Annotated in this window: 19 protein-coding genes; 13 read left to right on the forward strand and 6 right to left on the reverse strand. The window is 43.2% G+C overall.

The features are described 5' to 3' along the window. Nucleotides 1–268 precede the first annotated feature (268 nt). The 5 genes from dinG to ED652_RS03905 all read left to right on the forward strand — a co-directional run bounded on the left by dinG (nucleotide 269) and on the right by ED652_RS03905 (nucleotide 5,153). On the forward strand, nucleotides 269–2,344 hold the full coding sequence (gene dinG, locus ED652_RS03885) for an ATP-dependent DNA helicase DinG (RefSeq protein ID WP_122053536.1): 2,076 nt from the start codon (nucleotides 269–271) through the stop codon (nucleotides 2,342–2,344). A 128-nt stretch (nucleotides 2,345–2,472) separates the two neighbouring features. Beyond that, nucleotides 2,473–3,252 (forward strand): TSUP family transporter, encoded by a 780-nt coding sequence (locus ED652_RS03890; RefSeq protein WP_122053537.1) that lies wholly within the window; start codon nucleotides 2,473–2,475, stop codon nucleotides 3,250–3,252. 22 nt (nucleotides 3,253–3,274) lie between these two features. Next, entirely contained in the window at nucleotides 3,275–3,823 is a 549-nt protein-coding gene (locus ED652_RS03895; RefSeq protein ID WP_122053538.1) for a primosomal replication protein, read from the forward strand. Further along, complete coding sequence (gene rsmS, locus ED652_RS03900; RefSeq protein ID WP_017107250.1) at nucleotides 3,813–3,983, forward strand: pleiotropic regulatory protein RsmS; 171 nt, start codon at nucleotides 3,813–3,815, stop codon at nucleotides 3,981–3,983. Before ED652_RS03895 ends, rsmS begins: the two co-directional genes overlap by 11 nt. 36 nt (nucleotides 3,984–4,019) lie before the next feature. Beyond that, nucleotides 4,020–5,153: a cupin domain-containing protein gene (locus ED652_RS03905; RefSeq protein ID WP_122053539.1), complete on the forward strand. Its 1,134-nt coding sequence runs from the start codon at nucleotides 4,020–4,022 to the stop codon at nucleotides 5,151–5,153. Nucleotides 5,154–5,297: 144 nt separating this feature from the next. Here the strand turns inward: ED652_RS03905 and ED652_RS03910 are convergent, their stop codons facing one another. Beyond that, nucleotides 5,298–7,415 (reverse strand): methyl-accepting chemotaxis protein, encoded by a 2,118-nt coding sequence (locus ED652_RS03910; RefSeq protein ID WP_122053540.1) that lies wholly within the window; start codon nucleotides 7,413–7,415, stop codon nucleotides 5,298–5,300. 513 nt (nucleotides 7,416–7,928) lie between these two features. On the opposite strand from ED652_RS03910, the gene emrD reads away from it, so the two are divergent. The 3 genes from emrD (at nucleotide 7,929) to xthA (ending at nucleotide 12,532) form a co-directional block, all read left to right on the forward strand. Next, nucleotides 7,929–9,134, forward strand: coding sequence for a multidrug efflux MFS transporter EmrD (emrD, locus tag ED652_RS03915; protein ID WP_065678765.1), 1,206 nt, complete (start codon nucleotides 7,929–7,931; stop codon nucleotides 9,132–9,134). A 331-nt stretch (nucleotides 9,135–9,465) separates the two neighbouring features. Further along, nucleotides 9,466–11,556 carry a S9 family peptidase gene (locus tag ED652_RS03920; protein WP_162929895.1) on the forward strand — a complete coding sequence of 697 codons (2,091 nt, stop codon included), beginning with the start codon at nucleotides 9,466–9,468 and terminating at the stop codon, nucleotides 11,554–11,556. A 169-nt stretch (nucleotides 11,557–11,725) separates the two neighbouring features. Beyond that, nucleotides 11,726–12,532: an exodeoxyribonuclease III gene (xthA, locus tag ED652_RS03925; RefSeq protein ID WP_017076717.1), complete on the forward strand. Its 807-nt coding sequence runs from the start codon at nucleotides 11,726–11,728 to the stop codon at nucleotides 12,530–12,532. An 80-nt stretch (nucleotides 12,533–12,612) separates the two neighbouring features. On the opposite strand, the gene ED652_RS03930 is transcribed toward xthA, so the two are convergent. The 5 genes from ED652_RS03930 to ED652_RS03950 all read right to left on the reverse strand — a co-directional run bounded on the left by ED652_RS03930 (nucleotide 12,613) and on the right by ED652_RS03950 (nucleotide 17,579). Further along, nucleotides 12,613–13,290, reverse strand: coding sequence for an ABC transporter permease (locus tag ED652_RS03930; protein ID WP_065111034.1), 678 nt, complete (start codon nucleotides 13,288–13,290; stop codon nucleotides 12,613–12,615). 2 nt (nucleotides 13,291–13,292) lie between these two features. Then, entirely contained in the window at nucleotides 13,293–14,033 is a 741-nt protein-coding gene (locus ED652_RS03935; RefSeq protein ID WP_004736534.1) for an ABC transporter permease, read from the reverse strand. 78 nt (nucleotides 14,034–14,111) lie between these two features. Beyond that, entirely contained in the window at nucleotides 14,112–14,882 is a 771-nt protein-coding gene (locus tag ED652_RS03940) for an ABC transporter substrate-binding protein (RefSeq protein ID WP_122053542.1), read from the reverse strand. 169 nt (nucleotides 14,883–15,051) lie between these two features. After that, a complete protein-coding gene (locus ED652_RS03945; protein WP_017107256.1) occupies nucleotides 15,052–15,822 on the reverse strand; it encodes an ABC transporter ATP-binding protein in 771 nt (256 codons plus the stop codon). 260 nt (nucleotides 15,823–16,082) lie between these two features. Continuing rightward, entirely contained in the window at nucleotides 16,083–17,579 is a 1,497-nt protein-coding gene (locus ED652_RS03950) for a flagellar sheath protein A (RefSeq protein WP_122053543.1), read from the reverse strand. 441 nt (nucleotides 17,580–18,020) lie between these two features. On the opposite strand from ED652_RS03950, the gene ED652_RS03955 reads away from it, so the two are divergent. The 5 genes from ED652_RS03955 (at nucleotide 18,021) to ED652_RS03975 (ending at nucleotide 24,999) form a co-directional block, all read left to right on the forward strand. Next, nucleotides 18,021–19,562, forward strand: coding sequence for a DUF3360 family protein (locus tag ED652_RS03955; RefSeq protein WP_016767646.1), 1,542 nt, complete (start codon nucleotides 18,021–18,023; stop codon nucleotides 19,560–19,562). A gap of 306 nt (nucleotides 19,563–19,868) precedes the next feature. Further along, on the forward strand, nucleotides 19,869–22,145 hold the full coding sequence (gene pflB, locus ED652_RS03960) for a formate C-acetyltransferase (RefSeq protein ID WP_017107258.1): 2,277 nt from the start codon (nucleotides 19,869–19,871) through the stop codon (nucleotides 22,143–22,145). Between the two features lie 209 nt (nucleotides 22,146–22,354). After that, nucleotides 22,355–23,356 carry a lipid A deacylase LpxR family protein gene (locus ED652_RS03965; protein ID WP_122053544.1) on the forward strand — a complete coding sequence of 334 codons (1,002 nt, stop codon included), beginning with the start codon at nucleotides 22,355–22,357 and terminating at the stop codon, nucleotides 23,354–23,356. Nucleotides 23,357–23,520: 164 nt separating this feature from the next. Continuing rightward, nucleotides 23,521–24,261, forward strand: coding sequence for a pyruvate formate lyase 1-activating protein (pflA, locus tag ED652_RS03970; RefSeq protein ID WP_017111071.1), 741 nt, complete (start codon nucleotides 23,521–23,523; stop codon nucleotides 24,259–24,261). A gap of 237 nt (nucleotides 24,262–24,498) precedes the next feature. Next, the gene (locus tag ED652_RS03975; RefSeq protein WP_017111072.1) at nucleotides 24,499–24,999 is read left to right on the forward strand and encodes a YfbU family protein; all 501 of its coding nucleotides are present in this window, start codon (nucleotides 24,499–24,501) and stop codon (nucleotides 24,997–24,999) included. Nucleotides 25,000–25,375 lie beyond the last annotated feature (376 nt).

Raw genomic sequence — 25,375 nt, forward strand, 5'->3', positions numbered from 1 at the left:
GGGAAATATAATAGCCCAAATAAAGAACAAAACAGTGCAACACTCCGCTATAATTAATTTAAAGTGCAATTTACAGAACTTAATAACTGGATTGTGCGATTTTTTAATATATATATTTCGTAACATAAATAAAATCGTTAAGTTCCTGAAGGTTCAGTTTTTTTTTGTGAACGAGATCTACCTTTGATTCAAAAGCAAGCTATTTTGCGGTAAATGTACCGACTAGTGATATGTGCTACTATCCTCGCTCCGTTACGTAGGTCACAGTATGCTAACTACTAAAATTCAAAATTCTATACGCACCAGTTATCAAAACCTCCAAGATCAGTTGGATAACTTTGTACCCCGACGTGCTCAAAATTACCTTGTTGCAGAAATAGCGAAGACACTTTGTGGTCAATACCACAAAAGTAATCGCATGATTGTTGCTGAAGCAGGTACCGGGATCGGGAAGTCACTGGCTTATTTAATGGCAACAATTCCTGTCGCCGTGCTCAACAATCGAAAAATCGTCATTTCAACCGCTACGGTTGCGCTACAAGAACAGCTCGTCAATAAAGATCTCCCTCTATACAGACGGCTTACTGATAGAGAGTTTTCTTTCATCTTGGCGAAAGGAAGACAGCGCTATTGTTGTACTGAGAAGTTAGCTGCTGCGTGTGGGGTTGATGGCGGTCAAATGGCCATGTTCGAGTCCAAACCAAAAAAGAAAGACATCGAACAACTCCAAACCATGTACCGCAGCCTCACCCAAGGTAAATGGGATGGCGACCGTGATTCGTGGCCAAAACCTATCGACAACATGATTTGGCAGATGATTGTCAGTGATAAGCACAGCTGTAACAACAGTATGCCGACTCATCGAGACTGCCCTTTCCAAAAAGCGCGTTCAGAGCTAGATAAAGCAGACGTGATTATCGCCAATCACAGTTTAGTGATGGCTGATGCGGACCTAGGCGGCGGTGTGATACTGCCAGAACCAGAAAATAGCATCTATATATTTGATGAAGCTCACCACTTGCCACACGTAGCGAGAGATCACTCCTCTGCTGCCGCAAGCTTAAAAGGTGCTGCCTCTTGGTTAGAGCGTTTGAATCAATCGATCACTAAGCTTTCGGGGCTAGCAGACGAAAAGCGTGTCCATCGATTTAGAAATGAGTTGCAAGACTCAGTACAACAACTGATCCCGACTCTGACTCAAATGAGCAAACAGTTTGACGCTAACCACTTTGAAGATGGCTTGTATCGCTTCGAGCATGGCGACTTACCTGAATGGTTAGAAAGTGAATCGAAAGATCTCAAGCAATTAACGCAAAAGGCGAGCCAAGCCGTAGCAAAAATTGCCGACTTGATTGCAGAACGAGTTAAAGACGGAGAGCTTTCAGCAAAGCTTGCAGAGCCTGCGCTTGCAGAAATTGGCTTCTATATACAAAGAACAGAAAACCTTGCTCAAGTTTGGCGATTAATGGCTGAACCTAAGAGAGAGAAAGGGGCGCCTTTGGCTCGTTGGCTTGAATTAAGCAAAGAAAGCGAGGGGGACTTTGTTGTTAATGTCTCACCATTAGAAGTCGGTTGGCAACTGGACCAACAGATTTGGAGTCGTTGTGTTGGTGCAGTGTTAGTATCTGCGACCATGAGGGCGCTCAACTCTTTCAGCTTTTTTTGTCATCAATCAGGTATCAGCCAAAAAGCAGAAGATGGCGTACAATTTCTTGCTTTGGCATCGCCGTTTGATTATCAGAACCAAGCTGAATTAGTGGTACCTGCAATGAAGTACGAACCACAAGCTCCTCAGTTTACCGAATATCTTATTGAAATTTTGCCTAAGGTAATAGAAGACAACAAAGCCAATCTCATTCTATTCTCTTCTTATTGGCAAATGAACCAAGTGGCCGAAGCATTGGCAACAGATTTCGTTAAAAAGTCGTGGGCGTTACAGGTTCAGGGGGATACCTCACGAACTGAAATCCTAAAAAAACATAAAAAGCTCATAGACCAAGGTAAAACAAGCGTTCTTTTTGGAACGGGTAGCTTTTCTGAAGGTCTTGATCTGCCTGGCGAGCTGCTTGAAAACCTTGTTATTACCAAGATTCCTTTTGGTGTTCCTACCTCACCTGTAGAGCGGGCACATTCAGAATATATTGAATCTCGTGGCGGTAATCCTTTTATGCAGATTACTGTTCCAGAAGCGAGTAAAAAGCTTATTCAATCTGTGGGTAGATTGCTGCGTAAAGAACGAGATTCTGGTAAAGTCACGATCCTTGATAGACGCATAGTCACGAAGCGATACGGAAAGTCCCTACTCGATTCGCTACCGCCTTTTAAAAGAACAATAAAATACTAATTTTCCTACCCTCGTGGTAGTTATGGGCCTGCCATCGCTAGGCCCTTGCATTCACAACCCAGCATGACTAATCCCTCGATTCTTCATGTGGCTGCCCGAACAGCCGATAACGAGAACACTAGCTATTTATGGAAATGATTGAGCCAACCATGTTGGTCATACTTGCCTTGGTTGCATTTGCTGCAGGCTTTATTGATGCTGTCGCCGGTGGCGGAGGAATGTTAACTGTACCAGCTTTGCTATCGCTTGGTTTACCACCACACATTGCACTCGGTACTAATAAGCTGGCCGCAACATTCGCCTCATCAACAGCCGCTTTTACTTACTATCGCAAGAAGCTGTTCAAACCTGAATGTTGGGTAAATGCATTCATATCTACTTTAATAGGTGCAACAATCGGCACCCTGACTGTTGATGCCATAAGCACAGAGTGGTTAGAGAAGGTATTACCGCTAGTCATTCTTGCAGCAGCAGTCTATACCATTTTTCATAAGACTCCAGATGTGAGCCATAATGTGTCTCCTAAGCCTTGCCCTGTGCTTAAGAGAAAACAAAAGTACCAAGGATTCATTCTTGGCTTTTATGATGGGGTTGCTGGCCCAGGAACTGGCGCGTTTTGGACGGTAAGCTCGATGGCGCTTTATCGCTTAAACATCTTACTTGCCTCTGGTCTATCCAAAGCCATGAACTTTACCAGTAACTTTACCTCTTTGGTGACCTTCGCTATTCTTGGTCATATTGATTGGGTGCTTGGTTTAACCATGGGTGTATGCTTAATGGCAGGTGCATTCGTAGGGGCACACTCAGCCATTCGTTTTGGCGCTACTTTTATAAGGCCTGTGTTTGTAACCGTTGTTAGCGTTCTTGCGATTAAGCTGGCTTACGAAGCTTGGTTTGTAAACTTATAGCCACCAGCATTCGGGAAGAGACATGAATCATTTTTCAAAGCTTAAAAGTGTTCTTGATACCTTGATTGGCCATTGCTCTCAAGTTGATAAATCGAGGGGCGCTTACCATCAAGCGTTATTCGACAGAACTTTATTTAAATGTAGCGCGTCTATTTTGCTTCCCTACGCAATGGAAGCTCAGACAACCTACCGCACCATATTGCGAGAGCAGGCTAATAATCAGCTCACTGCATCTCGAGCGACTTACCTAACCGAAAAGTTAACCAATCAAATAGCAGCTGTCCAAAGAGAGTTAGCTAATCATGATTTAAGATTAGATCGAAAAAGTAAGTCAGGAAAAAATCTTAACGACCTATATAACGAACTCGCTCAACATCAAGATTGGCAAAAGCGGTTAGTCGATTTAGTTCGAGTACGAAAGTTAGCGTTTGACTCTGCGCCTCGCCACAGTAAGAAAAAAGCGGACGAGGCTTGGCAATTAGCAAAAGAACGATTAGAACGCTGCGAAGACTCCATGAAAAATATTGAAAGATTGATCAACTTAGAGAACCCTAAGCGAAATGAGCACTGATAACTCACCATCCCCACTGGACAACGCCCCAGAAGAAGTTAAGTTAGCTGTCGACCTGATCTACCTGCTCGAAAGCAACGAAATCGACCCAAAAGTAGCGTTAGAGGCAATTAAAATTGTCCAACAAGATTTACAAGCCAAACTAGCATCTAGCATCTAGCATCTAGCATCTAGCATAAATATAGACAGGATTCACATGTACCAACTTAGCTTTTCTATGCCCGAGTTTCTTGAAAATTACTGGCATAAAAAACCAACCATCTTAAAAGGTGGATTCCAAAACTTCGTCGACCCTATTTCACCAGAAGAACTTGCTGGTTTATCGATGGAAGAAGAAGTGGATTCTCGCTTTATATCTAACCTTGATAATAAATGGGAAGCAGAACACGGCCCTTTCTCTGAAGATAAGTTCGGTGAACTCACTGAAACTCATTGGCAACTAGTCGTGCAAGCAGCAAACCATTGGCACCAAGGCGCTAACCAGCTGACTGAAGCTTTTCAACAATTGCCAAACTGGTTATTCGACGATCTGATGATCTGCTACTCAGCACCTCAAGGTGGCGTAGGCCCACATATCGATCAATACGATGTGTTCATCATCCAAGGTCAAGGTAAGCGACAATGGAAGGTTGGAGCAAAAGACGTAGGTCAGTACCAAGAAACCATTCAAGCTTCTGCTCTTCGTCAAATTGAAGGCTTTGATCCAATCATTGATGAAACTTTAGAGCCCGGTGATATTCTTTACATCCCGCCAGGTTTTCCTCATGAAGGCACTACCTTAGAACCTTCAATGAGCTACTCTATTGGTTACCGTTCACCAAAAGAACAAGAGCTAATCAGCAACTTTGCGGATTTTGTACTGGCGCATGATATGGGTGATGTTCACCTGCATGATCCAGAGTTCAAAACACAAGAAGGCTACGGCAAAATTCGTTCATCGGATTTAAGCAATCTCACTGACATGTTGAAATCTGCACTAGAGCAACCTGAAACCATCAGTGAATTCATGGGGTGTCTGCTAAGCCAATCACGCCACCAGCTAGATATCGTCGCGCCTGAGCCATTATGGACAGAAGAAGAAATCGCCCAACACTTAGAGTCAGAAGGCGAGATCTGTCGAGTATCGGGGTTAAAGGCGCTATACCATGAGAATGAAAGCAACACAGCTTACATCAATGGGGAAGTCGTTAAAGTTGAACAGGCTGATTCTTCGCTACTAAACGTACTGTGTGATGATTCGGTAATTAACTCAACAACTAACCTTTCTCCTTCAGGTGTAACCGTCGTGACGGAATTGGTGAATAAAGGTTACTGGTTTATCGAAGACTAACTTCGTTAATCGGTTTCGCGGATATCGCCAAGCCCTAAAGCGTTAGAGCCCAAGAAAAATAAAAGGGACAAATGAAATCTTCATTTGTCCCTTTTTCTATTCAATTGTTAACTAAGCTTAAAAGCTATACAGTGAACAACTAGACTAAACCTTGAACTGATTAACCAATTTCTGCTGCTGTTGGGACAGTTGATCAATTTCGCTACCCACTTGTTCAGAAGCTGCGGCTTGATCCAAGATCTTCGCACTCAAATCACGGATATTAACGACACTTTGGTTCACTTCACCGGAAACCGATTGTTGCTCTTCTGCCGCTCTCACGATCTGGTTGTTCATATCACTGATCGCTGCTATAGAAGTAAAGATCGAACCCAGATCTTCGACCGCTTTTTGAACATGTAATGCCGTGTCGTTAGCGAGAATATTACCTTCTTGTATCGCTTCAACGACATCTTGAGTGCCCGCGTGGACTTTGTCGATCACCGCTCTGATTTCACCAACCGATGACTGTGTGCGGCTTGCGAGATTTCTTACCTCATCAGCAACGACGGCAAAACCTCGACCTTGCTCACCTGCACGAGCCGCTTCAATCGCGGCATTCAATGCCAGTAAGTTGGTTTGTTCAGAGATCCCTTCAATCACACTTAAGATCTCAGTGATGTTACCGTTATTTTTAGCCAACTCTTCAACAATAGGCACGGCGCTCGACATACGATCCACCAGCTTTCTCATTTCACCGGCAGAAAGTTCGATAACCTGTTGGCCTTGCTGAGCAGAACGATTCGCTTCACAAGCGGCATCAACGGCTATTTCAGCATTTTGTACCACTAAGCCCGAAGTCTGAGTCATCTCTTCTGCCGCGGTCGCCACAAGATCCACTTCTTTAAACTGAGACTCACTACTTTCACGAGTGCTTGATGCAGAGGCCTTCGCCTGGCTTGTCGTGCTCGCCACTTGCTCAGTGGTCTGAATCACCTCTTTAATAGTGTGTTGAAGCTTGTCTAAGAACAGGTTAAACCCTTGTGACAACTGACCAATTTCGTCTTGAGATTTCACTTCCAAGCGTTGCGTTAAATCACCTTCACCAGAAGCAATATCGTTCAGTCTCTCAACTACCTGTCGAATAGGCTTAACAATGGACAGTGAAGCAAAAGCGATGATCGCTAGACCGAAAAGAATAAAGCTAATACCCGCAATCACTTCAGTCTTAATACCTTCGCTTAGCTTAGTACTAATAATGGCATCCAATTGATTCGCGTCAGCAACCACACTCGCTCTTGGAATCTCAAACAGCACACCCCAAGTTTGGTTGGCGGCAACAACAGGTGCAAATGCGAGTAACCACTCACCATTCTCACTCCATTGAGTCGTGACTTCACCACCAAAGATAAAGTCCGTCATTAGATCGCCACTTGTATTGTTGCTTTGAAAACTCGAACCAACCGCAATACTTTGATCATCAGAAGCGATAACGGAACCATCTAAACTCACGACGTAAACCGCGCCTGCACCTTCAAACAAGCTTTGATCCGATTGAGTGACAACATTGGTCAAACCATCGAGCCTTAAGTCGATGCCCAAGAAACCAATCGCTACATCATCAACGATGATAGGCACCGAAATCGAAGACGTAAGCAGTTCTTGACCACCGCTACTCACAACTCTTGGCGTACTAATACACGTTTGTCCAGATGACAAAGGACAGAAAAAGCGTTCGCTATTGCTGTTATCACTCAATGTTGATTCTGATAACACGTTTGGAAGAACATTCTCGCCATTATCTGCGACCTTCCAATAAGGAGCAAAACGCCCTCTTTCATTCGAGCCGACATAATCCGCATCGACATAATTCGCATCTTCAGCATCAAGTAAATCGGGCTTGAAGACTAGGTAAGCCCCTTGAATAGAATCAAAGTTCAAAACGGAACGACGAACCATTTCATCTAACGCAGTACGAAGCTCTTCACTTGGGGTAAAGTTTTCGTCTGCGTTGTTCTTTAGAAACTGAGCACTAGAGGCCAACATTTCTGCTCGATAAATAGCTTCATCGACATAACGTTGAGTTTCTTGAGCATTAAGCTGAGAAACGGATGCCAACAACTGTTGAGTTTTGTTAATCACCGATTCTGAGCTTTGAGATTTTATGACCTGTTGATTGCTCGTCGCGTTGTAGATCGAGAAACCAATGAGAGACAGTGACGTAATGATTAAACAACAACCTGCTAAGAGGGTTATTTTCCACTGTACTGATAGAGAGCGCATTTAATATCCTTATTTAAGCCAAAAGACTTCCATAACCGTAACCATCACATTAGTAACAAATTGCTATGCACAATGTGAATGAGTTAGACGAATAGCTTAGCGGATAATTACAGCACAAATTACGTGCATATAAAACGAAAGTTTATAGAAATGTTAATAAATCGTGTACTTTGTCTGTTATTGCTTTGATTTCAAGAGCTTTCAGCTTGTCAGACTTAGGCTTCTTTGTGCCTACGCTTCCGGTCATGAATAACGCAAATTTATTCAGAGTAATTGCAACATTTCAAGGAAGACAATGACTCCTTATTATTTTATAACCTCAATAAATTCGGATTAGTTTTTATAATCCAATCTATAGATTTTTATCTTGATCAACTTCACACTTTTTGGTTGCTAAGTAGACGCTCAATCTCTAATATCTCGCGCCTAGATTCCCAGGTTACTTTACTTATTTGGCTCTCCTTAATGGAACGCCAAGGCTTTTTACGTCCTAATTTTTGGAGAGATACGCAAATGTCCGCCTCGTTTCCATTAGCGAAACTTACCTTTTTAATCGCTATCCTGACTGCCGTGGGTCAAATGACTCAAACGATGTACGTGCCTTCTATCGGTCATATGGCGGGTGAGTTCTTGGTTTCAGCATCTTCGCTTCAAGCTGTGATGGCGTGCTACCTGATCCCTTATGGTCTGTCGCAATTTGCATACGGTCCACTTTCTGATCGCCTAGGTCGCAAACCAATCATCGTCGTCGGTTTGATCATCTACATCATCGGTACTTTGGTGGCATTGTTTGCTCACGAATATGAATGGTTTTTAGCAGGTAGCTTTATACAAGGTTTGGGCATCGGTTGTGGTGGTGCGATGTCTCGTACATTGACTCGCGACTGTTTTGAAGGCGCAGAACTGCACCGTGCAAATAGCTTAATTAGCATGTGTGTGATTTTCTCACCATTGATGGCTCCTGTATTAGGTGGGTACTTAACAGAAGCTTTCGGTTGGCGTTCTAGCTACTTGTTCCTGGCGCTGTTTGGAATCGCAGTGGTGATCACCATGATGACGAGCATGATGGAAACTCTGCCAAAAGAACGACGCAAACATGAATCGGTTGCCAACAGCTACAAATTCGTTCTATCTGACAAACGTTTCCAAGGTTTCTTATTGGTATTGGTCGCAACATTTGCAGGTGTAGCGGTATTTGAAGCTGCGGCAGGTGTATTACTTGGCGGGGTACTTGGCTTGCCAGCAACCACAGTAAGCTTGTTGTTTGTATTACCCATTCCAGGTTACTTAGTCGGTGCTGGCCTATCCAGTTACATCGCACAACGTAGCAGTGAGCGCCGCGCTCTGAATGTTGGACTAGTTGCTATCTTGGTAGGGTCTACCGTGGTGTTGATACCAGGTCTATTTGGTCAAACAACAGCATTAACTTTGATTGGCGGTGCTACGATTTACTTTTTGGGCGCTGGTATCTTATTCCCGGCGGCAACAACAGGGGCGCTTTCGCCATTCCCGTACCACGCAGGTACTGGAGGTGCGATTTTGGGTGGTATGCAAAACCTAGGTGCTGGCATCGCAACACTACTGGCCTCGTTCTTCCCAGCTCAAGACCAACTGCCGCTCGGTTGCTTGATGATTGCAATGTCATTCATCGCCATGCTTGGTTTACGTTGGGTTAATCGTAAACCTGACCATTCAAACGAAATGCCATTGGCTATCTAAAGTAAACTCTACTTCAGCTCAAACAACGAAGAGGGACAGACTGAAAAGTGTGTCCCTTTTTCATTGCACGTTTGCCCCCAGCTCACATCCACCATCGATTCCATTAAACATTACTTTGATTTATTGAAAACAATAACAGACACTTACGCTGAAAGTACCAATCCAGAATCCCATTATAAATAACATCACTGGAAGAAAACTAACCACTAAAGGATGCTGGCATTAAAACGAGTAAGGTACACAATAGGATATACAGATGCGTTTCGCTTTAACCACATTAGCCGTATCGGCCGCACTTGTCGCCGGATGCAGCAATCAAGGAATAACAACCATGGACCACAACTCTCCATCGCAACTCATCGCACATCAAACCCAAGCTCCCGTAGCTAAGAAAGTCCCTCATGCAATGACGGTTCATGGTGACACCCGAATCGATGATTACTACTGGATGCGCGATGATGAGCGCCAAGATCCAGAGATCTTGCAACACCTTGAGCAAGAGAATCAGTACGCAGAGACCGTGTTGAAACACACTAATGCATTACAAGAACAGTTATTTGATGAGATCAAAGGCCGAATCGCGAAAGATGACAATTCGGTACCAGTTCGTAAAGGCAGCTACTTCTATTCGAATGAAGTCACGGGCGACAACGAATACGAAGTTCACTTGCGCGCAAAAGACTTTGCAGGCACAAATAAGCAGGTCATCTTAGACGTTAACGCACTGGCAAAAGAACACGAATTCTTCAGTATTGGCGGCTTAACGATCAGTCCAAACGAAAACTTGTTGGCCTATGGCGAAGATACGCTGAGCCGTCGTGTTTACACCATTAAGATTAAAGACCTCACGACCGGTGAATACCTAACTGATGAAATTGAAGGTGCCTCGAGTTCAATTGCCTGGCAAAACGACAACCAGGCCTTCTATTACATCAAGAAAGATCCACAAACGCTATTGGGTTACCAAGTTTTCCGCCATGTCTTAGGCACACCTCAGACAAACGATGAGTTGATTTACGAAGAAACCGACACTGCTTACTACACTGGCTTAAGTAAGAGTAAAGATGGTCAACAGGTGTACATTTGGCACTCGAGCACAGAAACCAGCGGCGTTTCAGTCATCGATGCCAGCAACCCAAACGCGAAAGCAGAACCTTTTTACCCAAAGGAAACGGGCATTGAGTACAGCATCGCTAAGCTAGGTGATTGGTACTACATCTACACCAACTACCAAGCCGTCAACTTCCGCTTAATGAAAGTCACAACCAAAGATATGCACGACCGTTCAAAATGGGTCGATGTCATCCCAGCCGATGATAATACTCAACTTGTCGATTTCGAGTTATTTGATGACCATCTTGTTTACGAGCAACGTGCAAATGGCTTATCTACAGTGAAAGTACGCCAACTCTCAACGGGCAAAGAGTTCCCACTTGAGTTCAATGACGCCGCTTTTGCCGCTTACCTGACTGGTAACTATGAATTAGATAATTCAAAAGTTCGTGTCTACTACAGCAGCTTAACCACGCCAGGCACTTACTATGATTTCGACCTGAATACAGGTGGATCCGAGCTAATGAAGCAAACACCTGTATTGGGTGATTTCGAAGCGGAAAACTACCAATCAGAGCGAATCATGGTAACGGCTCGCGATGGTAAGCAAGTACCTGTCTCTTTGGTTTATCGTAAAGACTTATTCAAGAAAGACAGTACTAACCCAATCTACCAATATGGCTACGGCTCTTACGGTTCGACGATTGAACCTACCTTCCGCTCAGCTCGTCTAAGCCTACTTGACCGAGGCTTCGTTTATGCAATCGCGCATATTCGCGGTTCAGAAATGCTTGGTCGCCCTTGGTATGAAGACGGCAAGAAACTGACCAAACAAAACACATTTAACGATTTTGTCGATGTAACCAAAGGGCTTGTTGAAGAAGGCTATGGCGCACAAGATAAAGTGTTCGCCGTTGGTGGTTCTGCCGGCGGTCTATTGATGGGCGCAATCATCAACCAAGCACCAGAACTGTACCGTGGTATTGGTGCACACGTTCCGTTTGTAGACGTGGTAACAACCATGCTTGATGAATCAATTCCTCTAACCACAAACGAATATGACGAATGGGGCAACCCGAACGATAAAACCTACTACGAATACATGCTGAGTTACTCGCCATACGACAACATTAAAGTACAAAACTATCCGAATATGTTGGTAACAACAGGTCTGCATGACTCACAGGTACAGTACTTTGAGCCGATGAAGTGGGTGGCGAAACTACGTGAAATAAAAACAGACAACAATGTGCTGTTGTTCAAAACCGATATGGAAGCCGGTCACGGTGGTGCTTCTGGTCGATTTAAACGATTAAAAGAAGACGCACTTGAATATGCCTTCTTTTTAGACTTGCTAAAAACTCAGTAGGCTCAACGTAACTGTAGGTATTCACACCATTTAATGTCGCCATTTTGTCTTTATAAAGTGGCGACAGAAATTATTAAGCATGGTTAAATACGATGAACCATGAAATCAACCAAATCAAAAAATCTTTGAAAACTCGCAGTACAAAGGTTTCCGAGAGGTATAAAAACAAATGAAAGTTATTAGCTTTAATATCAACGGCCTTAGAGCCCGCCTTCATCAACTGCAAGCGATTATCGACAAACACCAACCCGACGTGATTGGTCTTCAAGAGATTAAAGTGCACGATGAAGCCTTCCCGCTCGCTGATGTTGAAGCGATGGGTTACAAGGTTTACTTCCATGGCCAAAAAGCACACTACGGTGTGGCTATGCTGTGTAAGCAAGAACCTATCTCTGTGCAGAAGGGTTTTCCTACTGACAACGAAGACCATCAAAAGCGTATGATCATGGCGACTTTTGAAGACGAAAACGGTGAAAAAGTTACCGTGCTTAATGGCTACTTCCCTCAAGGGGATAACATCAAACACGAGACTAAATACCCATACAAGCGCCAGTTCTACAAAGACTTGATGACTTACCTAAATGACTATCACAACAAGGATGAACAAGTCATTGTGATGGGCGACATTAACATCAGCCCTATCGACGCAGACATCGGCATCGGTGAACCTAACGCGAAACGTTGGTTGAAAACAGGCAAGTGTTCTTTCCAACCAGAAGAGCGCGAATGGTTGAAAACACTGATGGATTGGGGCTTTGTAGATAGCTTCCGTTTACTACATCCAGAAGTAAACGACCAATACTCGTGGTTTGATTACCGCTCAAAAGGTTTCGTGGACAACCGCGGCCTACGAATTGACGTAGTACTGGCGACTCAGAAACTTGCTGATAAATGTACTGAAGCAGGTATCGACTATGAGCTACGTGGTATCGAAAAACCGTCTGATCATGCGCCGATTTGGTCGACGTTTAAGTAACGAGTAAATTAGTTATTATCAATAAAAAACGGCGCTATGAAAGCGCCGTTTGTTGAACTGAAATTGTTACTGTGTACTTATTAGCTAAGCGGTCTTAGGTAAGCTAGGAAACGTTTCTCTGCGAACTTGAAAATCGCGATGATGATAAACGTTAGCGCCATGTAGAATAGGCCTGCTGTTAAGAAAGATTCGAATGGAGCGTAGTAACGTGAGTTAACCAAACGTGCTGCGCCAGTCAAGTCCATAATCGTTACGATACCTGCAACTGCAGAGCCGTGAAGCATGAATATCACTTCATTACTGTAAGCCGGTAACGCTCGACGAAGAGCACTTGGCAGAATGATACGGCGGTATGTCTTCGGTGTACTCATGCCATATGCTTTTGCTGCTTCAACTTCACCTTTCGGTAAACCGTTAATCGCACCACGGATGATTTCAGCGGTATAAGCCGACGTGTTCAGAATAAACGCAACCAATGCACAGAACCATGCGTTTTCCCATAGGGTATCTTTCACTGGGAAAAATTGGTCCATACCGTAGTAAATCAGATACAACTGCACCAATAATGGCGTACCACGGAAGAAATAGATGAACGACCAAGCAGGAGCGTTAATCAGCATATTTGGGCTGTTGCGAGAGATAGCTAATGGTATGGCTACACATAAGCCAATAATCAAAGCTACACAAACCATCCAAGCCGTTGTCCATAAACCACTAAGGTAAATCGGCAGGCTTTCAATTATCAATGAAAAGTCCATAACTACCTCGCGTGGATACTGAATTTACGTTCAACCAACTTAAGCAAGCCCGTCGAAACACTGGTGAAGAATAGGAAAATAAGTGCCACTGTCATATAAAAGGTAAATGGCATTTTGGTTGAGCCTGCAGCCAATGCGCTAACACGTACCATGTCTTCTAAACCGATAATCGAAACCAACGCGGTGGTCTTAAGTAGAACCAACCAGTTGTTACCAAAACCCGGCAGTGCATGACGAATCATTTGCGGAAGCAGGATACGACGGAACGCTAATACAGGGCCCATACCATAGGCCTTTGCCGCTTCCATTTCGCCGCTATCAACAGCCATGATGGCACCACGGAAGGTTTCAGCCATGTAAGCACCGAAGATAAAGCCAATCGTTAAGACGCCGGCAATAAATGGGCTGACATCGATATAATCAGGTAAGTAAGCGGTCCACTCATGGTTAGGGTCACTCGACGTGAACCATTCATTGAGCCACTCATTGATGGAGTACAAACTGTTGTTTAAAAGGATTTGTCCACCAAAGAAAATCAACATCATCAATACGAGGTCAGGAATGCCTCGAATAACGGTTGTGTAGAGGGTTGCGATAGCACGAGCCCAGCGATAAGGCGCGAGTTTAGCTAAGGCACCTAGCATACCAAGAACCATAGCTAAAATTAGCGACAGCAAGGCAACTTCGATCGTAAGCACCGCCCCTTTCAGGATCGAAGCTTCATATCCTTGTAAATCAAACATAATGAATTCCAACAGAACTGCGAAAAAGTTGGTAGACAGGGAGAGGGTAACCTCTCCCTTAAGAAGTGACGCTAGAAATTACTGGCCGTATACGTCGTAGTTGAAGTATTTAGCCGCGATATCTTGGTAGATGCCTTTTTCACGTAGTGAAAGGATTGCAGCATCTAACTGTTTAGTCAGATCTTTGTCTTGCTTACGTAGAGCAATACCAAAACCATCGCCGAACCATTTAGGATCGGTTAGAGATGGACCAACAAACTCGTAGTCTCCGCCACCCGCTTTGTTGAGTACGCCTTCTTCTAGAGCCGATGCATCACCCAGAACAGCAGCAACACGACCGTTAGCTAGATCAAGGTAAGCTTCATCGAATGAACCGTAACGAACGATTTCTACTGTGTCGCCGTAGTTGTCTGTTAGGTACTTATCGTGAGTTGTTGCACGTTGAACGGCAATTTTTTGACCACTTAGATCATCAAAGTTAAGGCCTGCACCTTTTTTAGCGATGAACTTGTTTGGGATAAGTGCGTACTTACCAGTAAAGTCGATTTTTTTCTTACGCTCTTCTGTAATCGACATTGCCGCGATGATCGCATCATATTTACGAGCAAGTAGAGAAGGAATAATGCCATCCCAATCTTGCGCTACGATCTTACACTTCACCTGCATTTCAGTACAAAGTGCGTTCGCCATATCGACGTCAAAGCCTTTTAGTGAACCATCAGCTTCAGTCCAGCTAAATGGAGGGTAAGCACCTTCAATACCGAAGCGTACTGTTTTCCATTCTTTTGCTTGAGCTACGCCCGTTGCAGCAGTTGCAGCAAGTGCCGCTACTAATAACCACTTTTTCATATCCCTACTCCTGTGATTTAGGTTTTTATGTTTTGCTAATTTTAATATTGTGTTTGTTGTTACTTATTAAATTACTTGTTGTGTTTTATTGCTTATACCGCTGTCATTGACCTTAACAACAATATTTCAATTTTTATTTACTTCAATCGACTGCGTACATAGCTGCTTATTAGTAGATAGAAGAGATAAACTGTTGTAGACGCTCTGATTCAGGTGCCGTAAACAGTTTAGCTGGATCGCCCTGTTCTTCCACTAGACCTTGATGTAAGAACATCACGTGGTTGGATACATCACGAGCAAAAGCCATTTCATGTGTTACCACAAGCATGGTTCTTCCTTCTTCGGCTAAGTCACGCATTACACCAAGAACTTCCCCTACTAACTCAGGGTCAAGTGCAGATGTCGGTTCATCAAATAACATTACTTCAGGATCAACCGCTAACGCTCTTGCAATCGCAGCACGCTGTTGTTGACCGCCAGATAAATGACCCGGGTAGTAATCTTTGCGTTCATATAGTCCTACTTTCTTCAGTAGCAGCTCAGCATTTTCAATTGCTTGTGCTTTAGGTACGCCTAAGACATGAACGGGTGCTTCGATAACATTTTCGAGAACGGTCAGGTGAGACCAAAGGTTAAAGCCTTGAAAAACCATAGCCAAACGAGAACGGATTCGTTGAACTTGTTTTTCATTTGCAGGAACGGAAACTCCTTGGCGGTTATTTTTCATTTGAATTAATTCGCCATTAACCCAAATTTCGCCGGCGGTAGGTGTCTCTAAAAGGTTGATACATCTAAGGAAAGTACTTTTACCCGACCCAGAAGATCCGATAATCGAGACTACATCGCCTTTATGCGCAGAAAGTGAAATTCCCTTTAAAACTTCATTTTGACCAAACGTTTTGTGTAGATCCTTTATGTCCAGCGCTGGTACATCTTTCATGCGCTTTCTCTCCCAAGTTTGTGAAAATGCAAGGTACTCCGACCTTTTCATGCGATACAAACTAGCACCACACGGAATAACATGCAACAAATTATTAACCTATCATTAAGGAATAAATAGCACTTATCTCTGATTTATTATGCACTAAGTAGCGTTTTCATCTCAATTACATGAATAGCACTTATAAAAAAGCCCCAATTAACGGGGCTTTTTAGTTAACAAAATGTGAAGTTCATTTATTTGAACATTACTGTTGTCAGTTAGTTTACGCCTTGCTGATAAAACTGTACCTCACTTCCCATGATCTCGATTCTTCTCGACTTATCACCTGATGCCATAGATAGTAGGCCATTCACATCATTGTAATTTGGAATAGTCGACGAAATTAGGACTTGAGGGTCGATATTATGTGCAAAAAACTGCTTCACCTGCGCTTCACTTTCCGTGTCTAACTGGGCTAAAGACAACTCTAGACGGTCACTGTTATTATCAATGAGTAACACTTCATCCGTACTACTCATCAACACCTGATCTTTATTTGGCGCAGCAAAAATAGTTTGATAGAAGTTTCGGTTATTGTTGTTCGAAGATCTTAAGTGTGTTCTTTGAATTTGATATTCTGATACCCTGTAACCATCAGCACTCAAACAATAGCCAGCACAGCCAGAGTTAGTAATAGATACGTTCAATGTACTCAAAGTAGGTAAAACGACTGTAGTACCTGTTGAATCTACAGAATCATAGATTTTGGCATTCCAGCTACCAGAAGCTCCATCAGTGCTCGCTTCAATATCAAACGACCAATTATCAATCACTGATGTACCGTCAATAACACTATAAACTTGTCCTGACTCGTAAATCGGCTGCCAAGTATGGATCTCATTATCTATTTCAACGTCAATTTTACTTGTGTTATTCAACGTCAACCCAGTAGCTGTAAATACTGGCTCGACAATATTCTCATCAGTTGGCAACCCACTTTTGTTACCACTACCCTGAGATGAATCATAGATATAGCTAGAATCCACAACAGCATAGTGACTCAAACCTCTACTTTCACCACTGCTGTAAGTATCAAACAAGGTAACTAATACGTTATTTAATGCCGGGACATCTGAATTGACTTTTATACCACTTGCAATTGTATTGCCGTTAACAGAGTTATCGATATAGCTACTCTGGTAGTAACTTGTATTGGCATCTACTTGGTCAACTTTTACTGCCGAATTCGGATCATTAGTCACTTTTTGTGACTGCTCACCCTGATAACAAGAGTACGTCGAATAGTGCTGACGAACATTTAATGTCATATCTGAAAGGAGCTCTTTCGCTACAGTAAACATATATACATCTTGCGTTCCTTGGATAGATCCATCGATTTCTTCTAGAGATACATAACCTCCATCAGGAACATCTTTACTATCGATAACGAAACGACCATCAGTATCTGATTGATTTGTTGCGGTAATGACACCATTCTCGTCATGGAACAAAATATTATAGTTAGCGGTAGCTTCATAAGCTGCAATAACCTTTGTCCCGTTTACATCAGATTCATCCTGACCAATGATCGAACACCCACTTCCCACCACGCTTCTTTCTACAGAGCTCAAGCTCAATAATTGCCAGGTATATTTCGGGGTTGCGGGCGCGCCGCCGCCGCTTCCACCGCCGCTTCCACCGCCGCTTCCGCCGCCACAACCAACCAGTAGTCCTGAGATTATTGCCGCTAGTGGCAACATTTGTGTCTTTTTCATCGATTTTCGTCCTGTTTGTGGCAACAGCTCGCCAAAATTAAATATCTATCAGCGATTAAGCAAAAAGTAAGCCAATCATTAAAAATGGAATTTACTAAGGATAAGAACTGTGACAAGACGATAAAAACGTCAGTTTGTGAAAAAAAATTACATAATTCATCAATGAGAAGTTAATGAAACGCTTCGTTTTGTAGCTTTCTTTCACATACACTCATAAAGTGATCAAGATCAATCACCCTAAAGAGTAAGCTTGTTAGACTTCTCAGCACACAATAAGGCATTAAAAATGCCAAATATTTCTTTTAACTTAACTGCATAAAGCACATCAAAAACGTGCAACATAATGTTAATAAGTTATAACTAAGAAATAACGCAATTACGCAATTACGCGAACTTATAGAATTCAATTTTAGAATTACTAACATAAAATATGAGGAATCTATGTCAGACGTTGTCAATAATGCGAACTCTGAAGTAGAAGAGAAAAGCTATAAAGAGCTTCACCGCCCTGCTTCTGAATTTGAGAGCCGCTCAGATTACTTAGATCACGAACTTCAAATCATGAAGCCTCGTCGTTTTGGCCTAAACCTTCCAGGCCGTGATTTCCGTTTTGAACTTGAAGATCTTGTTCCTGCACTTGCTGGTACCATTGGTATCATTGCGATGTACTCAGCAGTAATGATGTCTTGGGCCGATGGCCTAACTCAAGCTTGGGATCACGTAAACTTGGGTAAAGACTTCGCGATTGAAGTTGCTCGTGTAGAAATGCTTATTCCTGCACTGCTGTTCTGTATTCTTGCTTCTGGTTTCTTTAACCCTAAAGCAAACCTTGCCGGCAACCACGGCCCAATGATCCCTCTTATCGGTACCATCGCTCTTGCTGGTGCTCACCCTCTTGCATTGGCAATCCTTATCGGTGTCTTTGGTCTAATCCTAAGTTTCCTTAAAGGCGGCTCTAAACTTGTTAACCTGACTTCAGAAGGTACGGCAGGTGGCTTGCTTATCTTCTTAGGCCTAACCGGTACCATGAGCCAAATTAATTCGATTCAAGCATGGGCGGTTGGTCTTCAATCTTCTACTGTTGAAGCGGGTAGCATGGGTTACGTTGGTTTAATCGTTCTTGCTATTACTATCGCTATCTACGCTTTCTTAGCGAAAGTGAACAAGCGTTGGTTAGCTATCCCAGTTTGTGCGTTCACAGGTCTTGCTATTGCATTAGCATTGGGCGCTGGTTTCGATATCGTATTCGAAACTGAAATGGGTATTCCAAACCTAAACCCAGTTTACTGGTGGGGTTCTACTTCTGAAGGTTGGATGCTTGGCTTGCCAAACGTTGAACACTTCATCGCTTCTCTACCATTCGCAATTCTTGCCGTAGCAATGTGGTCGCCAGATTTCCTAGGTCACCGTATCTTCCAAGAACTGAACTACCCTAAACGTTCTGAAAAAGTTCTGATGGATGTTGATGACACAATGACGATGTGTTCTGTGCGTCAAATGGTGGGTACTGCAGTGGGTGGTGGTAACATCACATCTTCTTGGGGTACTTACATGATCCCAGCAGCAATCGCGAAGCGTCCTATTCCAGGCGGTGCGATTCTACTTGGTTCACTATGTATCATCGTTGCGATTCTTGGTTTCCCAATGGACGTAGCAGTATGGCCACCAGTAATGCGTGTTGCGCTACTTGTAGGTGTATCTCTACCTCTACTTGAAGCAGGTATGCAGATGGTTAAGGATTCAAAAGATTCACAAGCTGCTGGTATCTGTATCTTTGGTTCAGCAGTTGTTAACCCGGTATTAGCTTGGGCTTTAACAATGCTGCTTGATAACAACGGTCTGATTGGTGATAAAGAGCGTGCGAAGCGTCTGTCATTTGTCGACAAGATTGTTATCCCAGTCGGTGTTCTGGTTATCTGTCTAGTAGCAATGCTTGCAGTTGGTATGCTAGAAAGCCAATATGGTCTAAAAGCTTGGCTATAATGGTCTTTACTACACAAAAGTAGTATTGAGACTAAAAAAAAGTTTGGGTGGCAACCCCTGTCACTCAAATTTTTTCAACTTTTTTTGGTATTTATTGATTTAGTTTAAGGTTTGCAGGAATTTTTTAGCGTAGTCTTGAATTCATAGAGTAAAGACAACATATAAAAAGTAGTGACAATATATATAACCATATGAAGCTTATATGCTCATATATATTGTTATTAATAAGAGTGTACTACCCTTACGAGGGGCGCTGGCTCAACAGTGTTAAGTACGAATTTTTTCTACTAAAAAGGTAGGTATGTCATGGCAGAGCAATTTGCTAAAGCTTGGGAAGATTTTGCTGCAGGTGAGTGGCAAAGCGAAGTAAACGTTCGTGATTTCATTCAAAAGAACTACACGCCATATGAAGGCGACGAGTCTTTCCTAGTTTCTGAAGGTACTGAGGCGACTAATACGCTTTGGGCTTCGGTAATGGAAGGTATCAAACAGGAAAACGCAACTAAAGCACCTGTAGATTTCGATACTTCTGTTATCTCTACCATCACTTCTCATGATGCGGGCTACATCCAAAAAGACCTTGAAACAATTGTTGGTCTACAAACTGAAAAACCACTAAAACGTGCAATCATCCCTAACGGTGGTGTACGTATGGTTGAAGGTTCTTGTAAAGCATACGGTGAAACTCTTGACCCGATGGTTTCAAAAATCTATTCAGAATACCGTAAAACACACAACGCTGGTGTTTTCGATATCTACACGCCTGATATCCTAAAATGTCGTAAGTCTGGTGTTCTGACTGGTCTTCCTGATGCTTACGGCCGTGGTCGTATCATTGGTGATTACCGTCGCGTAGCACTTTACGGTATTGATTTCCTAATGAAAGACAAAGCAGCTCAATTCGCTTCTCTACAAGAGCGTTTCGAGAACGGCGAAGATCTTGCAGCTACAATGCAACTGCGTGAAGAGATCTCTGAGCAACACCGTGCTCTAGGTCAAATCAAGCAAATGGCAGCGACTTACGGCTTCGATATCTCTGAGCCAGCTCAATCTGCTCAAGAAGCGATTCAGTGGACTTACTTCGGCTACCTAGCTGCTGTTAAATCTCAAAATGGCGCTGCAATGTCTCTAGGTCGTACTTCGACTTTCCTAGACATCTACCTAGAGCGTGATATCGCTGCTGGTAAAATCACAGAAGACCAAGCTCAAGAAATGATCGACCACTTCGTAATGAAGCTGCGTATGGTTCGTTTCCTACGTACTCCTGAGTACGATGAGCTATTCTCTGGCGACCCAATCTGGGCAACAGAGTCTATGGGTGGTATGGGCATCGACGGTCGTACGCTAGTAACGCGTTCGAACTTCCGTTTCCTTAACTCTCTATACACAATGGGTCCTTCTCCAGAGCCAAACATCACTGTTCTTTGGTCTGAGCAACTGCCTGACGGCTTCAAGCGTTTCTGTGCGAAGGTATCTATCGATACTTCTTCTATCCAGTACGAAAATGATGACCTAATGCGTCCTGACCTTGATTCTGATGATTACGCAATCGCTTGTTGTGTATCACCAATGATCGTTGGTAAGCAAATGCAGTTCTTCGGCGCTCGTGCTAACCTTGCAAAAACTATGCTTTACGCAATCAACGGCGGCGTTGATGAGAAGCTTAAAATGCAAGTTGGCCCAGTTGGCGACAAGATCACTGACGAAGTACTTAACTACGATGACGTAATGGGTCGCCTCGACACATTCATGGACTGGTTAGCTAAGCAATACGTGACTGCGCTAAACAGCATCCACTACATGCACGACAAGTACAGCTACGAAGCGTCTCTAATGGCTCTTCATGACCGTGACGTTCGTCGTACTATGGCTTGTGGTATTGCTGGTCTGTCTGTTGCTGCTGACTCACTGTCTGCAATTAAGTTTGCTAAAGTGAAGCCAATCCGTGATGAAGACGGTATCGCAACTGACTTCGAAATCGAAGGCGATTACCCTAAATACGGTAACAACGACTCTCGTGTAGATGATATTGCTTGTGAACTAGTTTCTACGTTCATGAACAAAATCCGTAAGCTTAAGACTTACCGTAACTCTATCCCTACACAGTCAGTTCTTACTATCACGTCTAACGTGGTTTACGGTAAGAAAACAGGTAACACTCCAGACGGTCGTCGTGCTGGCGCTCCTTTCGCTCCTGGTGCAAACCCAATGCACGGTCGTGATGAGAAAGGCGCTGTAGCTTCACTAACGTCTGTAGGTAAACTACCGTTTGCTGACGCACAAGATGGTATTTCTTACACGTTCTCTATCGTGCCAAACGCACTAGGTAAAGAACAAGACAGCCAACGTGCTAACCTTGCAGGCCTAATGGATGGTTACTTCCACCACGAAGCTGGCATTGAAGGTGGTCAACACCTTAACGTTAACGTTCTTAACCGTGAAACTCTTGAAGACGCAGTTAAGCACCCTGAGAAATACCCTCAGTTAACAATCCGTGTTTCTGGTTACGCTGTACGCTTTAACTCTCTAACTACAGAGCAACAAGCTGACGTAATCGCACGTACATTTACTGAATCTCTATAAGCCTAAACGCTTAAGCTGACCATTCAGTAATAATAATTAGCCTCGCCAATGTGCGGGGCTTTTTTATATCTGACATAAATCGAACTAACTTCACCAGTCTCTCAAAATGTTAGATTGAGCAGAAAAAGCCCTCTTCTATTCACTTTTTTTCCACAAATTTGCGCAAACTACGGTACTATCTCGGTTCATAATTTTAGAGTAACTGCTACATGAAATACCTTCGTTGTTTACCACTGATTCTTCTCTCTTTTTCATCATTGGCATCTGAACGCTCTACGTTAACTTTTGCGTTAGACAACGATGGCATCTTTGGTGTCGACCAAGATTATACCAACGGTTTATTCCTGGGTTACACATCATCAAGTATTACCCCATACGATTGGGTCAAGCCATTAAGTCTTTCCTATTGGGGCGCAAGCTCCTTAGATAAGTGGGAAATCACCATTGGCCACAAAATGTATACGCCTTCTGACATTGAGTTAGAAACGCCATCGGCTAATGATCGCCCATACGCAGGTTACTTGCACACGGAATTCAACTACATCAGCTTGAACCCACAGCAAGCCCAACGTTTTAACATTACATTTGGTACAACGGGCGAGCGCGCACTTTCTGAAGACGCTCAAAAGCTGGTTCACTCGATCACTAAATCAGACGAGCCTATGGGTTGGGAATACCAAATTGATGATGAGTACGCAGGTAGCGTTGGCTATTTGAGCCATTTCAACCTAATGCGTAATCAAGCGCTAGCAAATACTGACTACGAGATCTCTAACGTTTCAGAGATCAACGTGGGTAACTTTAGAAGTGATATCTCGACTGGTTTTATGTTCCGTTGGGGTACTGACTTGGGCGGCAACTTTGGTGCAGCCAACATAACCACGGAAAACCCATTCAAACCGGGCATGATCGGCGCATCAAACAGCGGTTGGTTTACCTATGCTGGCCTTGAGGGTCGTTACCGATTCAACGACCTAACAATCGAAGGTGATCGTTCAGGTGTTGACGAGTACGCCAATAAAAATAACCAAGATCCCGCTATCTACGACGTGACATTAGAGAACATCCAAGCGACCGCTGTATTGGGTTTTGCTTGGTACAACCAATACGTCGGTGCGTCTTTCGCGCTAACCGCAAAAACACCTGATTACGAAGAAGCAAAAGAGTCGGTATACACCACTGGCGGCATCACAATGTTTGCTTTCTTCTAGCCACCAGCAAGGGCTTTCGTCCTTTACTTTTCAAGTTTAATAAAGGCAATCATCATCACCGATGATTGCCTTTATTTTTAAAGGTCTCGTTACCATTTGACCCTATTTTATGTACCGTTTTTGTAATAAAATAAACAGTATAAATTCCTCTACGAGAATAGCTCATGTCTACAACTGGTCGCATTCACTCATTCGAATCTTGTGGTACCGTCGATGGCCCTGGTATCCGCTTCATTGTGTTTCTTCAAGGCTGCTTAATGCGTTGTATGTACTGTCATAACCGCGATACATGGGATCTTCACGACGGAAAGGAAGTAACGGTCGAAGAGATCATCAACGAAGCAAAATCATACCGTCATTTCATGAAAGCCTCTGGTGGTGGTATCACCTGTTCTGGTGGTGAAGCGATGCTACAACCTGAGTTTGTTCGTGACTTTTTCCGAGCAGCTCAAGCTGAAGGCATTCACACTTGTCTTGATACAAATGGCTACATTCGTAAGCACACTGAAGTGGTCGATGAAGTACTAGAGGCCTCTGATCTAGTCATGTTGGATCTAAAACATATGCGAGACGAGATACACCACGATTTCATTGGTGTATCAAACAGACGTACTCTGGATTTTGCACGCTACCTGCACAAAATCGGTAAGAAGACTTGGATTCGTTACGTGATTGTTCCTGGTTACACAGATACGCCTGAAGATGCTCATCTTCTTGGTGAATTCATCAAAGACATGGATAACATCGAGAAAGTAGAACTTCTTCCATACCACAAGCTTGGTGCTCATAAATGGGAAGCTCTGGGTTACGACTACCCGCTTGAAGGCACAAACCCGCCAAGCAAAGAGAAAATGGACGAGATTGTCGCTGTCCTTAGTCAGTACCATTCAAACGTAAAATACTAATACTGATAAAGTTCGAATAAAGACGGTGCTCAACCTCTATTTTAAACGCCTCAATTTCGATTGGGGCGTTTTGTTTTATGGCTAAAACGACCCTTTCACTTTTCTTTACAACTTTTGTTTATCAATTCAAAAAATCATATTAAATCCGTGTTGAGATCATGTTTCCACTCGTAGGAATGCTGTTACTCTTACTGCAACAAAAGAATATAACATTTAGTTTTTAGTGAGGCTCCTCCCATGGAAATGACCAATGCTCAGCGTCTAATTCTATCAAATCAATATTACCTAATGTCTCAAATGGATCCTGAGAACTCAGCTAAATACCAACGTCTACAAACGGTTGTAGAGCGTGGTTACGAACTTCAAATGCGTGAACTTAACAAAGAATTTGGTTGTTTGACTGAAGCCGAATGTCGCGAAGTTATCGACATCATGGAGATGTACCATGCCATGCAAGAGTCAAACAAAATGCTAGCAGAACAAGAACGTGCTGAAGTTGATCAACGCCGCCTGCAGTTCCTAGGTTTCGATATCGCTTCTGAAGCGCAGATCGTACATTACGTACGTTTCCTTGTTGACTCTGAAGGTCTTTACCCTCAATTTGACAAAGCTGATCACCACTTCAACAGCCAAATGCCAATGCTAGAGAAATACCGCCGCATGTTAACAACATGGCGCAATTGCCCTCGCCAGTATCACCTATGTGCGACAGAGCTATCTCAAATCTTTAGTGCTTAAGCTTTGTGCTAACCGCATAAGGTTTCAACTACGAAAATTGATGTAAAAAATCCGTTTTTACAAAAGGGTTACTCATAATGAGTAACCCTTTTTCCTGCTCGATTTTTTAATAATTAAGTGCGTTATATAGCCTTTTATTTAAGGCCAATCCATAAGGCTCAATTATCATCTAATCCACATAAATCCAGTACGGAAATTGGAAAGCTTCCTCAAATCATAAAACAAACGCCCAGCCCCCTCGAATACAAAATAATTTCATTCGACTCAGCTCAAGTTACGCATTGCTTTGACGATGCTTCTCATACCCAAAGTTGTAAATAAATGCATAATTGTTAAGCAAAATTGTGGAAGCGGGTCTAATCTTAAAATGTAGGGA

The organism is Vibrio sp. Evd11 (genome assembly GCF_900382755.1).
GTDB lineage: Bacteria > Pseudomonadota > Gammaproteobacteria > Enterobacterales > Vibrionaceae > Vibrio > Vibrio lentus.